Raw genomic sequence first — 13,863 nt, forward strand, 5'->3', positions numbered from 1 at the left:
TTACCGCGCGATCAGATATAGGGTGTGGTAGTTGAGTGGATGGGCGCCGGATCGAGCGTGGCCAACAGCTGTAATCCCACTTCGCGCGCGGCCGTGACCGCCTGGCGCACCGCGCCGGAATCGCCAGCGAAAGTAAAGATCGCCTCGTTGCTGAAGCTGGTGCCTTTGGCCGGGCTGGCGTAGCCGACAGGTTCAATAACCGCCGCCTTGGCCGCCACGTCGGCGATAACGATGCCTATCGCCGCTGGCGAAGCGCAGGTCATACCGAACGCTTTGCCAACCGGCGCGCCGAAGGCTTTATTCAGCGCGTGGCTGGCGCGGGCGGTGTACTGAAATTCCAGATGCCCGGCCGGCGAGCCGTAAACATCGCCCATCGTCCGTTCGATTTCACCCAGCGTGACCTCCACCGCCCGACGCACATCCGAGACGTCTGCTGCGCCGAACAGGATCAGGCAGCCGTGTCCGCCGCCGCCTTCCGTATCGCGCGCCAGCTCAATGGCGACGATCTCGCTGTTGGTGGCCTTAACGGCTTCATCCGCAGCGAAAATATGCGGGCCCGCGCCGGTTCTGGCGCCGATAATGCCCAGCGAGCGGAACCGGCCGTCGATAGCCATCACCTCATGAAGCTGGCTATCGACATTGGCGATCACCAGGCCAATGGTATGGCCGAGCGCGGTACCGACAAACTCGGTCAGGCCGCAGCCGCTACGCTTCTCTGGCTGGCCGATAGCCCTGGAAATAATCTGTTCGACAAGATTGTCCTGCATGGCTTGTCCTCAGGCCGTTACTCCGTGGCCGTTTTTAATATTTTTTCTACTTCAACATGCGGGCGGGGGATCACGTGAACCGAGACCAGCTCGCCGACCTTGGCCGCCGCCACGGAACCGGCATCGGTCGCCGCTTTTACCGCGCCCACGTCGCCGCGTACCATCACCGTGACCAGCCCGGAACCGATTTTCTCGTAGCCGACCAGCGTCACATTGGCCGATTTCACCATGGTATCTGCCGCTTCAATGGCGGAAACCAGCCCCTTTGTTTCAACCATGCCCAGCGCTTCCTGCTGCATAATGACCTCGTTTGTTTGACTGATAAAAAGACGTGCCTCTGAGGCCACGCCCGATTGCGATGTTAAGACGGACGCGAAAAAATATTTTGTCCGCCAGGAAGATTATTTTGCGCATTATCGTTCGGGCGCGGCGGCAAGCCTGGCCGCATCCTGCGCAATCATTTTTTCTTCATTGGTGGGAATGACCATCACGGTCGGCGAATCGTCGGCGGAAATCGTGCCCGCGGCGCCGCCCGTTATCGCCTGATTCCTGTTGCGATCTAGGCGGAAGCCGAAGATCTCCAGCCTGGCCAGAGTCAGCTCGCGCACCAGCGCCGAGTTTTCGCCAATGCCGCCGGTAAAGATCAGCGCGTCCAGCCGGTGCAGCGCGGCAAACTGGCCGCCCAGATGCCGCGCCAGCCGGTGCACCATGACGTCAATCGCCAGCGTCGCCCGCGCATCGCCTTTGGCGCGTGCTTCCTGCAAGGTGCGACAGTCGCTGGACAGCCCGGAAAGCCCCAGCAGGCCTGAACGGTTATTAGCCATCTCGCCCAGCGCCTCGATGGGCTGCCCGCTGCATGTCGCCAGGTAAGCCATCGCGCCAAAATCGACGTCGCCGCAGCGCGTGCCCATCACCAGCCCTTCCAGCGGCGTCATGCCCATTGTGGTATCCACGCTTTGCCCGTTGCGTACCGCGCAGAGCGAAGATCCGTTGCCCAGATGGGCAATCACCAGGCCGTGATCCTGCGGATCGAGATCCAGCAGCCTGACTGCTTCGGCGGCGACAAAGCGGTGCGACGTACCGTGAAAACCGTAGCGTCGGATTTTGTAGCGCTCGCGGTATTCCAGCGGTATGGCATAGGTAAAAGCTTCCGGCGGCAGCGTCTGATGAAAAGCCGTGTCAAACACCGCCACCTGCGGCAGCGCGGGCAGCAAAGCCAGCGCGGTGTCGATGCCGATAAGGTTGGCGGGATTGTGCAGAGGCGCCAGCGGCGCCAGCTGACGGATCTGGTCGATAACCGCGGGCGTGAGCAGCACCGAGCGTTGAAACTCGCTGCCGCCGTGCGCAACGCGATGCCCGATGGCGCACAGCGAGGAGAGCAGCGCTTTCTCTGCCAGCACGACAAACAGCGTTTGCAGCGCGCAATGGTGCGTTGGCTGCGCCAGAAGCCTGGTGGTTTTTCCCGCCTCATCCTTAAAGGTGATAGCGGCGTTATCCAACCCCAGCCTTTCCGCCAGCCCGGAAAGCAGCGGCGTTTCGCCCTCCAGCGGCAGCACAGAAAATTTCAGCGAAGAAGAGCCGCAGTTGATAACCAAAACCGTTGTTGTAGACATAATGACCTCTGAAATCCGTTTTAGGGTCGGGAAGGCGTAAGTAAAAAGTGCGCCTGACTGAAGCGGGCAAGCGACTCGCGGGCGATGGCGATATCCTGCGTGACGCTGCCGCCGCTGATGCCTATTCCACCCAGCAGCCGCGTCTGCGACCAGCAGGGTAAACCGCCGCCAAGACAGCAGATCCCCTGCTGCGGTAAGCCCTCCAGGCTCGCGCCCGGCCGTACCTGCTGCGCCAGCTCATGCGTCGCCATCCTCAGCGCCGCGGCGGTCCAGGCCTTTTCCGTCGCCAGGCGGTGGCTGACCAGCAGCGCATCATCCATGCTGAAAAACCAGCGCTGCTGTCCGGCCGTATCTACCAGGCTGAATACGATTGGCACTTCATATTCCTGCGCGACCTCACAGGCAATCGCCGCCAGCGCCGCTGCCGCAGAGAGGCTCAGCGAGTGATGCCGCGACGGATGCGAATTAATGGCCTGCTGGATCAGGCTGTCCAGACTCTCCCTTACCGACATAAGTGCGCTTCCTTTTGCTATCCATTGAGATCCAGCGCATCGACAATGCCAACCACTGCCGCATCGATCACCGAATGCTCGCCGTTACCCATGCGTGCCGAGCTTCCCGAGCTGACGATAACCGTTTCCCCATTTCCGGCCCCCACACAGTCAACCGCAACCTGGGCGCTGCCCGTCGGCTGATGATGCTCGTTCAGGCGGGCCACGATCAGCAGCTTGGCGCCGTTCAGCGAGGGATGCTTACTGGTCGATACCAGCGCGCCCGTGACTTTAGCCAGATACATAGTCAGTCCTTGTATAAAATGATGTGCCGCCGCCGTATCTCGTCCTGAGCGGCTGGCGTGATCAGCGCGTTTCGGCCTGGCCGCAGCGCCGTGCCTGCGGGCTGCTGACGGATATCCGCCAGTGAAATAAGTTGCTTACCCTTGCTCTGTGTTGTTACACCGGGAAAAACGATCCCCCAGCTTTTCAGCGTGGCGATATAGCGATGCAGCTGTTCCCGCATCGCCTCCGGCAGCGCCGCGCGGGTAAACTCGTCGCCCAGCGTGACGATGATTTTCCGGCCGTGGCACAGCGCATGAAAAGCCCAGGCGCTGGCAACGTTGTCGCTAAGGCATAACGCGATTTTTGCCAGGCTGTTGCCTGAGATCGCCGGGAGAAATAGCTCGCCGTACTCTTCTTCCGCCTGCGGCATTCGCGTGTCGTAAAGCAGTTCAGGCGCGAACCCTTCCCGCCAGCATTGAAATGCCCCGTAAACGGCAGACAGGCTGGCGCTGTGGGAAAGCGTGACCCGCAGGCCGTATCCGGCCTGGCTCAGCGCCTCCAGCGCAGCCAGCGTTTCCGGCAGGACGCGTGGATCCGTTCCCGTGATCACCACTCTGACCATGCCCTGCCTTTGCCGCACCAACAGACGACTGATAATGCTATCGAGCCGGTTGGAAAGATCCGGCTGCACGATCACGCCACCTTCGGCCCGTTGCTTTTGATCTGCACCCGATCGCCATTACGCAGCCCAAGCGCGTTGGCCTCTTCCTGATCCAGGTGGATCTCCGCCAGCGCTTCTGCACTGACACGCACCTTCACATGGCGCAATACGCCCGCACGCGGCCCCTGGGTTTCCACCGCTATTTCCGCGCCGTCCGTCAGGCCGTGCCGCGCCGCTTCCTCAGGCGAAATATGGAGATGCCGCCATGCGACGATAACGCCCTCCGGTATCGCCACTTCGCCATGCGGCCCTACCAGCGTGATGCCAGGGGATCCCTGCAGCTCGCCGGACATTCTTACCGGCGCGCCGATGCCAAGGACAAAGCCGTCCGCCACTGAAATCTCAACCTGCGTGACGTTACGCAGCGGCCCCAGCACCCGCACGCGCTGTAGCTCGCCTTTCGGCCCGCGCAGCGTGACGGTTTCCTGTGCGGCGAACTGACCGGGCTGCTTTAACGCTTTCATCCGGGTCAGCGACGAACCGTAGCCGAACAGCATGTCCATCTCTTTACGGCTCAGGTGCACGTGCCGGTTGGAGACGCCGACGGCAATAGTCAGCGGCTGGCTTTTTCGTCCTGCCGCCAGCTCCTGTAAAATCTGCTGCGTGATGCTTCTGGCCTGCCGTTGCGTATCCGTCTTCATCCTTTCTTCCTTGCTGTTTACTCGCCCGCCAGGCGCGACAGCAGGCGATCGATATCCTGCTCGCTGGCACGGCGTGGATTGGTTGCTGTACAGCCATCGGCCAGCGCCGCCTGGATCAGTTCACCGCGTAAGGTGGCAAACCGGGCCAGATCCGCGCCCATCTCTTTTAACGTTGCCGGGATGGCAAACTGCTGGTTAAGCGTGCGAACGGCCTGCGCCAGGCTGTCGGCATCCATCAACCGCGCGCACTGCTGGTAGCGAGCCTGCGCACCTTGCATTTCGCTATTAAATTCAATCACTAATGGCAGCAGCATGGCGTTGATCCTGCCATGCGCAAGATGCAGCCTGCCGCCGACGGCATGGGCCATGCCGTGAACCAGCCCCAGCCCCGCCGAGTTGAACGCCATGCCCGCCATGCAGGAAGCGTGATGCATATGCGCCCGCGCGCTGAGGTCGTGCGGTTCACGGTAAGCCTGGGGTAAATAGCGGGCGGTCAGCGCAATGGCTTTTTCCGCCAGCGCATCGCTGAAGTCGTTTGCTTCTGTGGAGACCAGCGCTTCAACCGCGTGGGTCAGCACGTCCATACCGGTATCCGCCGTGACGCTCGCGGGGACGCTGACCACCAGCCGGGCGTCAAGAAGGGTGATATCCGGCAGCAGCGCGTCAGCGACCAACGGATATTTGCTGCCGCTGTATGGGTCGGAAAAAACGGCGTAGGTTGTCGCCTCTGACCCGGAGCCGCTGGTCGTGGGAACGGCAATCAGCCTGATGTGATAAAGAGGATCGTACTCTTCAAGGGTGGCCTTAATGCCTTTGGCCGCATCCAACGCGGAACCGCCGCCAAGCGCGATAATCGTATCCGGCCTGAAGACTTTACATTTTTCCGCGCCTGCCTGTAGCAGCGTGGTAGTGGGATCGGCTTTGACCTCGCTATAGATGATGATCGAAGCCTGGGGCATCAAGGCGATCAGCTGATTTACTTTGCCGGATGAGAGCATAAATTCGTCGGTGACGATGGCGACTTTTTTCAGCCCAAGCTGACTCAGCGCTGCCAGCGCATTTTCACCATGGTAAATATTCGGGACAGAGAAAATCTTCGCCACGCCCTTATCCTTAACAAAACGTCCGCCATTTAAGGGCGACAGATTAGCAACGACGGCGGCTGAGCGGCTCTGGATTAGTTTGTCCGGATACGGGAAATTTTTGCGGAGAAGCGGAAGGAATTAAAAATAATCTTTACCTTTCCGCCTGCAAAGAAAACCCGGCTTCAGGCCGGGTATGCACGATATTGACATTTTTTTAGTGAGTTCGCTTTCAGGGCTTCACGTCCGTTACCAGCGTGGGCAGATCCCAGGTGCCGCCCGCATGAATATAACGACACATGCCGGTCATGGCGTCGCGGCTTTTGCGGAAAGCCTGGCCATCCCACACCCAGCTTTTCAGGCTCATGCAGTCTGCGATACCCCGGCCTTTCTGCACATCGGTAATCACGCCTTTTTCATAATCCGAGCCGGAAATGGTCACCAGCACCGGCTTACCTTTTAGTTGGTTATCGATAACCCAGTAGCCATACCCTTCGTTATAAGCCGCGCGCCAGCAGAGCGCCGAAAGCAAAGCGTGGCCGTCATCCAGTGGCGTAAGGGTCAGCCCGTCGTTTTCCGGAATAGCATTTTCTGCCGGTGAAACCAGGCTGTCGCACATGTCATCGTCATTTTGATTGACCGTTGCAAGCAGTCGGGTTTTCAGCGCGGCGATTTCTGGCGCGGTCAGCGAACGAGGTTCGCCGCTGCGGGTTTTTGCTGCCTGAATAACCGGCACGGGCACCGCCTGAGCTACGCTGCTTTCCGGCTTATCGCCCTTTTTGATGAGCGCGCCAGGCGTGCCGATGCGGCCCTGCACGTCGTCAGCTTTCAGCAGCGCGGCATAAGCGCCCTCGCCGGAAAGCAGAAAAGGCGTCGCGCCGCCTTTAAATTCCACTTTACCGCTGCCTTTGACGGCGTTGATTAACGCTGACGTCTGGCCAGCCGACAGCCGCCAGTTGTCGTCAGTCGCCACGAGATCGCCCGCGGGTTTCCCGTCGATCCACAGCGTCAGCTTTTGTACCGGCGCGCTGTCTTCTGCGCTGTCGGCCAGCGTCACTTCGCCCGTCGGCACCGTTCCGGGGCCGGCGGTACGGGTAAGCAAGACGGAGCCGGACGGATCGTCTTCTTTGGCATAGCCCGCAACGCGACAGGTCAGCGTGTTGTCGCAGGCTACTTCCCAGTCTTTGTGTTCAAAGGTTACGCCGCTATGACTGGCCAGTGCCGACAGGGAGAGCGTCGCCAGCGCAAAAAACATCAGTTTACGATTCACTTTATTCCCTCACGTTTTATTTCTGATAGCAGCCCAGGTATCTCTCTGTTGCCCAGGGTGCGGGGAAACCAGCAGCCATCGTTGATGGTTGCCAGGCTTTGACGAAACGCTGCGCCATCCCAGATCCATTCTTCCTTAGACGCGCAGCTGCCGGCGCTGCTTCCCATAAAGACATTGGTAATCACGCCATCGTGCCAGGTTTGCGCGTCAGTGGTCACGGCAACAGGCTTCGCTTTTAGCTGGCTGTCGGTGACCCAGTAACCGTATCCCTGGTTATAGGCCGCGCCCCAGCACTGGGTGGAAAGCAGCGTGTGCGTATTATCCAGCGGCGTGGCGGTAATATCGCCGCTGATAATATTGCCGTTGACGTCCTTTTCCCCAATCGAGGTCAGATAATCGCACTGCTGCTCGCTGGTTAAGACGGCAAGCAGCTGCGGCCTGAGCGCTTCAGCCTCTTTTTTGGTTAATACAGAGGGTTGAGCGGGGCTGACTTTTACCGCCTGGATCACCGGCATAGCCACGGCCTTAGCGACACCGCTTTCGGGCCTGTCGCCTTTTTTAACCCAGGCGCCTGGCGTACCGATACGGCCCTGCACGTCATCCACTTTCAGCAGCGCCGCATAGGCGCCGTCGCCGGAAAGCTGGAAGCGTTCGCGATCGCTTTTGAACCCGACCGTGCCGCTGCCTTTAACGGCATCGATCAGCGCCAGCGTTTGCGCTTCTGACAACCACCAGCGGTTAGCCTTCTGCGTCGCTTCGCCCGCAGGCTGGCCGTTCAGCCACAGCGTCAGTTTTTTTACCGGCGCCTCGTTTTCCCTGTCTTCCGGCAGGATAATTTCGCCAGCGGTAGCCGTATGCTCACCAGGTGCCCGCGTCAGCAGCACGCCGCCCACATTCTCCTGTACGCTATGGCCGCCGATACGGCAGGTTAAAGTGTTATCGCAGGCCACTGACCACGCCTTATGATAAAAGGATACGCCGCTTTCCTGGGCGATAACCGGGGCGGCAAAGATAGTTAGTGCGGTAAAAACCAATTTATAAAGATGATTCAAGCTGTCGCTCCATAATCCAATTTAGCGTATTGCAACAGTCGATACGCATACAGCGGCTTAATCCAGGCCAGACAAAATTATAACCCGGCATATCCCGGGCTTTTAATAGCAATCACTGTCCGCGACTAATTCCCCTCACCTGGAACATTAAAATAAAGCATAGATGCGCTGTTAAACCGCCGCCGGCCCCCCAATCCTGGTATCGAACAGACGATGTGTCTGAACGTTCTGTTGAATAATGCTGTCACCCTGAGCTATTTATGCACAATGCCAGAGCAGTAATAAGCTATACACTCAGCACGGTTTTCATCAACAACGCGTCCAGATCGCGGCAGTCGCGCCGCTCGCTATCCGGCAGCTCTTCGCTGACGCGGTTCTCGTCCAGCTGCTGGCGGATAAATGCATGGATGCGCTCCAGACGCTCGCCGTATTCCGCTTCGCCTGCACGCTGCTTGCGCGCCAGCAGCTGTTCAATTTCGGCCAGCAGCAAGGGATCCGTCACCGTCCCTGCCAGCAGCTCTTCAAAACGCATCGGCGGCACGCCTTTTCCGGCCTCTATCCATTGCACCGCCAGCAGCGGGCGCAATACGTAGAAGTACTTTTTCAGCCGCACGCTGTCGCCCTGCAGATAACCACGAAAGTTCTTTCTTGCCATGGAGAGATAGTGCCAGCGCGCCCGTAACGGCGAAAACCAGTCCGGTATCCTTTGCCGTAAATCGGCGACGATGACCGCTTCCTGCTGATAGATCACCGGCGAATCCAGCCATTCGATCAGCGTTGGATTGGCTCGCTTCAACAGGCCCAACGCTTTTCGCCACTCCCAGCCGCAGACGTCCAGCGTATCGTCGATCGGCAGCTCGATAACGTCGCGCGGCGGATCGACACGCAGATACCACTCAGGTTGATGCACATAGAGAAAACGCACGTCGTAATCGCTGTCCGGCGAGGCAAAACCCCAGCCGCGGCTGCCCGACTCGCAGGCATACAGCACTTTTACCGAGTGCTCTTCTTCTATCTGGCGCAGCACGCCCCGTACGCGCTCGCGCATTGCGCTATCCACACCATGCAATCCTGTTCTCATTTTTTTATCCTTTTACGCAAACAACCTGCGACAGCGTATGCACCACTTCCACCAGCGAAGACTGAGCGGCCATGACGGCATCAATATCTTTATAAGCCATCGGGATTTCGTCGATGACCTCTTTATCTTTTCGGCACTCCACGTGCGCCGTCGCGCGTCGCTGATCCTCCACGGTAAAGCGGGCTTTCGCCGCCGTGCGGCTCATGGTGCGCCCCGCGCCGTGGCTACAGGAGCAGAAGCTCTCTTCGTTACCCAGGCCGCGCACGATAAAGCTCTTCGCGCCCATCGAACCGGGGATAATACCCATCTGCCCTTTTTGCGCCGAGACCGCGCCTTTGCGCGTCACCAGCACCGACTCGCCAAAGTGCGTTTCCCGCTCCACGTAGTTGTGGTGGCAGTTCACCGCTTCCAGATGCGTGGTAAAAGGCTTGCTGATAACGCGCGACATCGCCGCCAGCACCCGCTCCATCATGGCTTCGCGATTGTGACGAGCGTAATCCTGCGCCCAGCTCACCGCTTCCACGTAGTCGTTAAAATGCCTGCTGCCCTCTTCAAAATAAGCGAGGTTGCGATCCGGCAAATTGGCGATATGCCGCTGCATATCCTTTTGCGCCAGCGCGATAAACAGATTGCCGATGGCGTTCCCTACGCCACGCGACCCGCTGTGCAGCATGACCCAGACCTGTTGGCTTTCGTCCAGGCAGACTTCAATAAAGTGGTTGCCCGTTCCCAACGTTCCCAGATGCTGATAGTTGTTGGTTTTGAACAGCGCCGGATGTTTTTGCGTCAGCGTCTTGAAGCGCGGCGCCAGTTTGGCCCAGTGGCGATCCACCTCCTGCGGCGGCGTCTGCCAGGCGCCCTTATCGCGACCGGAACGGTTATTGGTGCGGCCGTGCGGCACCGCCTGTTCGATGGCGCTGCGTACGCCCGACAGATTGTCCGGCAGATCGCGGGCCATCAGCGAGGTGCGCACCGCAATCATGCCGCAGCCGATATCTACGCCGACCGCTGCCGGGATAATTGCGCCTTTGGTCGGGATCACGCTGCCGATGGTAGAGCCTTTGCCCAGATGCACGTCCGGCATCACCGCCAGATGGCGAAAGATAAACGGCATTTTCGCCGTGTTCAGCAGCTGCTCGCGCGCTTCTGGCTCAACCGGCACCCCGTTGGTCCACATTTTTATCGGCACGCCTTTCGCCTGCTGCAGAGTCTGATAGCTGTTTTTCATAATCGTTTTCCTCATTGCTGTGACCTGACTATTGCGAATGCCGTGCCAGAAGACCGCTACGCTGCATAATAAAATTTATCTGTTTGATTATTATTGATATTTATTGTCTTATCACACCTGCGCATTGCCATTACCAACAGAGCAATTTATCTTAGCGGATAAGTTATTTATCCTGTGAGATAAGCATGAAAGCTAACGTAGTCATCGGCGTGCTGGGCACGGTGCTGGATAAACGCGGCAAGCGGGCAAACCGCTGGAGCAAGTGGCGGCCAACCGTCGCGCTCTGCCAGCAGGAAGGCTTACAGATCGACAGGCTGGAGCTGCTGCATCAGCCGCGTGATCTCAGTATGGCGCAGCAGGTGGCGGAAGATATCATTCAGGCCTCGCCCGCCACCCAGGTGGTGCTGCACAGCGTGAAGCTGGAAGATCCTTGGGACTTTGAAGAGGTCTACGGCAGTTTGCTGGATTTTGTCAGCCGCTATCCTTTTAATACCGACGCCGAAGAGTATCTGGTGCATATCACTACCGGCACGCACGTGGCGCAAATCTGCTGGTTTTTGCTGACCGAAGCCCGCTATCTGCCCGCGCGCATTTTGCAGACCTCGCCGGCCAGCAAGGGATCGGAGACGCCAACCGCGCTCGGCCACTATTCCATTATCGATCTCGATCTGAACCGATACGCCACGCTGACCAGCCGTTTTCAGCGCGAGCAGCAGCACTCCACCTCGTTTTTAAAATCCGGCATCGAGACGCGCAATCCCACCTTTAACAGCCTGATCGAGCAGATTGAGCGCGTGGCGCTGCGCTCGGACGCCCCGATGCTGCTGACCGGCCCCACCGGCGCGGGTAAATCTTTTCTTGCGGAGCGCATCTATCAGCTGCGCCATGCTCGCCATCGGCTGGCCGGTAAATTCGTGGCGGTTAACTGCGCCACGCTGCGCGGCGACAACGCGATGTCCACGCTATTCGGCCACGTTAAGGGCGCTTTTACCGGCGCACAGCAGGCGCGCGGCGGGCTGCTGCGGGAAGCCGACGGCGGCATGCTGTTTCTGGACGAGATAGCCGAGCTGGGGCTGGATGAGCAAGCGATGCTGCTGCGCGCCATCGAGGAGAAACGCTTCTTCCCGTACGGCTCTGATAAAGAGGTCAGCAGCGATTTTCAGCTGATTGCCGGCACGCACCGGGATATGCCGCAGTGGGTTGCCGAAGGCCGCTTTCGCGAAGATCTGTTTGCCCGCATCAATATGTGGACGTTTCAGCTGCCGGGCCTGGCCGAACGCCGCGAGGATATCGAACCCAACCTGGATTTTGAGCTGGAACGTTACGCCCGGGAACAGCAGACCCAGGTGCGCTTTGATAAAGAAGCGAGAAGCCATTTTCTGCGCTTCGCCTGCTCGACAGAAGCCAGCTGGCGAGGCAATTTCCGCGAGCTGGGTGCTGCCGTCACGCGGATGGCAACGCTGGCGGAACAGGGAAGAATTTCGCTGGAGCTGGCGGAAGAAGAGATCGCCCGGCTGCGCGCCAGCTGGCGTACTACGGCATCGCAAGCTGCCCTGCCTGAGCGCTCCGGGGCGCAGTACGATCTCTTTGACGAGTGCCAGCTACAGACGGTGCTGAGCGTCTGCCGCGCGGCGGATTCGCTTTCCGAAGCGGGCCGACGCCTGTTTGCCGTCTCCCGCCAGGGGAAGAAACAGCCCAACGACGCCGATCGCCTGCGTAAGTATCTGGCGCGGTTTGGGCTGAACTGGGAGGAGGTTAAAGGGTAACGCAGCCGACGACAGCCGTAACGCTTTTGCAGCCGGGCCTGATGCTGCACGGCTGCAAGAGCGGGTAATGCGCTATTGTCCTTCGAAGCCGTAGTATTGCACCGGAAGCCGCTGGCCGTTCACTTCCAGGTCGCGCCACGGCTTAACTACAGTTTCAGGTATTTTGTCCCGAAGAGCCTGCTCCAGCCTTGCCGACAGCGTCACGCTGCCAATCTGATCCCAGCCTGTGGCCTGGTGGGCATAGAGAGTAATGCTCTGCTGATTGCGGTTATAGAGCAGCACTTCCGGCGTGCCGTCGTTATTCACATCCTGCATCCACACCAGGCAGGAACCGGTATCCACCAGGCAGATGCCCGACTCCGGCTCAAGGTGTTGCATCTGCCACCAGCTTTCCGGCGGCGCTTCGCTGCCTGCCCGCAGCAGGATGCTGCGCTGAAGGTCGCTAATGGTTGGGTTAGCGCTATTAATGTCGCGTTCTGCCAAGCAGCCGCACCAGCACGGTTTTTTGGCGGACAGGCTCGTCGAGCCACTGCGGATGATGGCTTATCTTCTGCAACGCCTGTTTTCCCCGACGTCCCGCATCACTGAATAAATAGAGATCCATGTCATCCACTTTTGCTTTGCCCTGCGCAAAACGCGCCAGCTGATTTTTCACGACAATGCGCCACGGATCGGCTACTGGCGTATGCAGTAAAAACCAGCTGCAGGCCGTCAGAGTCAGCATCAGCGCGATAAAAATGTTCATGCTGCCCGCGCCCTGTGACCAGGCGCGGCGCTGGAACCCTGACAGCAGCAGCGAGCCAGCCACCGCCAGCAGTGCAATCATAGCGGCGTAGATCCGCTCCACCGTCCAGCCATACTCCGCGACGCGCAGCCACAGTGCCCAGACAGCCAGCCCGGCCAATAGCGGAGTCAGAGCCTGCGCAACCAGCACCACGCGCGCCATAACACGCTGCCAGCGCGACAGGTCAGGCGCGCTTTCGCCAGCGATGGCGCTGAACGCCAGCATCAGCAGCGTCATGGTCAATAACAGCGTGGTGGCTGAAAAAGCTTTGGGAATGATAGCCAGCCCGGTAAACGGCAAACAGGCCAGGAACAGCAGCAAGGCGACCGCGTGCAAAGGCAGCAGCACGCTTACAGCCCGCGTAACCAGATGCCTGTACAGACCGGCAGCGCCCGGCAGGCGTCGACAAAACACAATGCCCGCAGCGATGACCGCGCCGGTCGCTATCGGCGGGAAAAAACGGTTATCAAAGAAAAGCTGCTCAAACAGCGTGATGCCGATGATGCTGAAGAGATTGCTCCACAGCATCAATACCAGCCAGAACAGCCCGGTCATTAAGCCAGTGACCGCCAGGGTAAAAGTGTTGCGCCACAGCGTTTCGGCGACTGCTCTGCTCCACTGTGACCCATCCTGTTCCTGCTGCGATTTAGTGCAGAAGGCGACCAGCATGGGCATAACCAGGCTGAGCATAACTATTACGGCGCAGATATTTTTAAAGTGAAATTCGCCCAGCGGCAGCGTAGGAAAATTCCAGCGATACCACCCCGTCATTAAGGCAATAACCGGCAATATCAGCAAGGCGCAGAGCCAGGACCTGACGGCGCGGAGACGATAAAGCGTGAAGGCCAGTATGCTGGCCATCGCTAACGAGAGCGGCGGCAGATACAGAGAATAACGTTCGTGCAGGTTAAAACCATCCGGCAAAGCCCAGAGCAACCCGGCTATCATCCCGATAACGATAATGGCCCATTTAGTACGGTGAGGGAAAACTTCCTTTTGCAACATAGCTATTCCTTGCTGTTGGATTAGGTGAAAGTAAATGAAAAAAACGGGCCATGATAAGACCTTTTTTTGTGAAAATC

Annotated in this window: 15 protein-coding genes; 1 reads left to right on the forward strand and 14 read right to left on the reverse strand. The window is 58.9% G+C overall.

Annotated elements, in window-relative coordinates; genetic code table 11:
* Positions 1-11 precede the first annotated feature (11 nt).
* The 12 genes from pduB to ACVWZ0_RS19405 form a co-directional block, all read right to left on the reverse strand.
* On the reverse strand, positions 12-767 hold the full coding sequence (pduB, locus tag ACVWZ0_RS19350; RefSeq protein ID WP_253458128.1) for a propanediol utilization microcompartment protein PduB: 756 nt from the start codon (positions 765-767) through the stop codon (positions 12-14).
* A 17-nt stretch (positions 768-784) separates the two neighbouring features.
* A complete protein-coding gene (gene grpH / locus ACVWZ0_RS19355; RefSeq protein WP_253458125.1) occupies positions 785-1,066 on the reverse strand; it encodes a propanediol utilization system shell hexameric protein GrpH in 282 nt (93 codons plus the stop codon).
* A gap of 114 nt (positions 1,067-1,180) precedes the next feature.
* On the reverse strand, positions 1,181-2,380 hold the full coding sequence (gene tdcD / locus ACVWZ0_RS19360) for a propionate kinase (RefSeq protein ID WP_253458123.1): 1,200 nt from the start codon (positions 2,378-2,380) through the stop codon (positions 1,181-1,183).
* 20 nt (positions 2,381-2,400) lie between these two features.
* Complete coding sequence (locus tag ACVWZ0_RS19365) at positions 2,401-2,892, reverse strand: GlcG/HbpS family heme-binding protein (protein WP_253458120.1); 492 nt, start codon at positions 2,890-2,892, stop codon at positions 2,401-2,403.
* A gap of 17 nt (positions 2,893-2,909) precedes the next feature.
* Positions 2,910-3,176, reverse strand: coding sequence for a EutN/CcmL family microcompartment protein (locus ACVWZ0_RS19370; RefSeq protein ID WP_253458117.1), 267 nt, complete (start codon positions 3,174-3,176; stop codon positions 2,910-2,912).
* Between the two features lie 2 nt (positions 3,177-3,178).
* Positions 3,179-3,853 carry an HFCD family protein gene (locus ACVWZ0_RS19375; RefSeq protein ID WP_253458114.1) on the reverse strand — a complete coding sequence of 225 codons (675 nt, stop codon included), beginning with the start codon at positions 3,851-3,853 and terminating at the stop codon, positions 3,179-3,181.
* On the reverse strand, positions 3,850-4,518 hold the full coding sequence (gene pduL, locus ACVWZ0_RS19380; protein WP_253458111.1) for a phosphate propanoyltransferase: 669 nt from the start codon (positions 4,516-4,518) through the stop codon (positions 3,850-3,852). Before pduL ends, ACVWZ0_RS19375 begins: the two co-directional genes overlap by 4 nt.
* Positions 4,519-4,535: 17 nt before the next feature.
* Positions 4,536-5,621, reverse strand: a complete 1,086-nt coding sequence (locus ACVWZ0_RS19385; RefSeq protein WP_253458108.1) for a 1-propanol dehydrogenase PduQ — start codon at positions 5,619-5,621, stop codon at positions 4,536-4,538.
* A 211-nt stretch (positions 5,622-5,832) separates the two neighbouring features.
* The gene (locus ACVWZ0_RS19390) at positions 5,833-6,855 is read right to left on the reverse strand and encodes a DUF1176 domain-containing protein (RefSeq protein ID WP_253461214.1); all 1,023 of its coding nucleotides are present in this window, start codon (positions 6,853-6,855) and stop codon (positions 5,833-5,835) included.
* Positions 6,856-6,866: 11 nt separating this feature from the next.
* Positions 6,867-7,922, reverse strand: coding sequence for a DUF1176 domain-containing protein (locus tag ACVWZ0_RS19395; protein ID WP_253458105.1), 1,056 nt, complete (start codon positions 7,920-7,922; stop codon positions 6,867-6,869).
* A 286-nt stretch (positions 7,923-8,208) separates the two neighbouring features.
* Positions 8,209-9,003: a nucleotidyltransferase domain-containing protein gene (locus ACVWZ0_RS19400; protein WP_253458102.1), complete on the reverse strand. Its 795-nt coding sequence runs from the start codon at positions 9,001-9,003 to the stop codon at positions 8,209-8,211.
* A 4-nt stretch (positions 9,004-9,007) separates the two neighbouring features.
* Complete coding sequence (locus ACVWZ0_RS19405; protein WP_301250759.1) at positions 9,008-10,234, reverse strand: RtcB family protein; 1,227 nt, start codon at positions 10,232-10,234, stop codon at positions 9,008-9,010.
* A gap of 182 nt (positions 10,235-10,416) precedes the next feature.
* Between ACVWZ0_RS19405 and rtcR the strand changes: the two genes are divergently transcribed.
* Positions 10,417-11,997: an RNA repair transcriptional activator RtcR gene (gene rtcR / locus ACVWZ0_RS19410; RefSeq protein WP_253458097.1), complete on the forward strand. Its 1,581-nt coding sequence runs from the start codon at positions 10,417-10,419 to the stop codon at positions 11,995-11,997.
* Between the two features lie 72 nt (positions 11,998-12,069).
* On the opposite strand, the gene ACVWZ0_RS19415 is transcribed toward rtcR, so the two are convergent.
* Both ACVWZ0_RS19415 and ACVWZ0_RS19420 read right to left on the reverse strand, forming a co-directional pair.
* Positions 12,070-12,480, reverse strand: coding sequence for a DUF7057 domain-containing protein (locus tag ACVWZ0_RS19415; protein ID WP_456784566.1), 411 nt, complete (start codon positions 12,478-12,480; stop codon positions 12,070-12,072).
* Positions 12,461-13,786 (reverse strand): DUF4153 domain-containing protein, encoded by a 1,326-nt coding sequence (locus ACVWZ0_RS19420; protein WP_456784568.1) that lies wholly within the window; start codon positions 13,784-13,786, stop codon positions 12,461-12,463. Before ACVWZ0_RS19420 ends, ACVWZ0_RS19415 begins: the two co-directional genes overlap by 20 nt.
* Positions 13,787-13,863 lie beyond the last annotated feature (77 nt).

The organism is Erwinia sp. TECH1 (assembly GCF_054057575.1).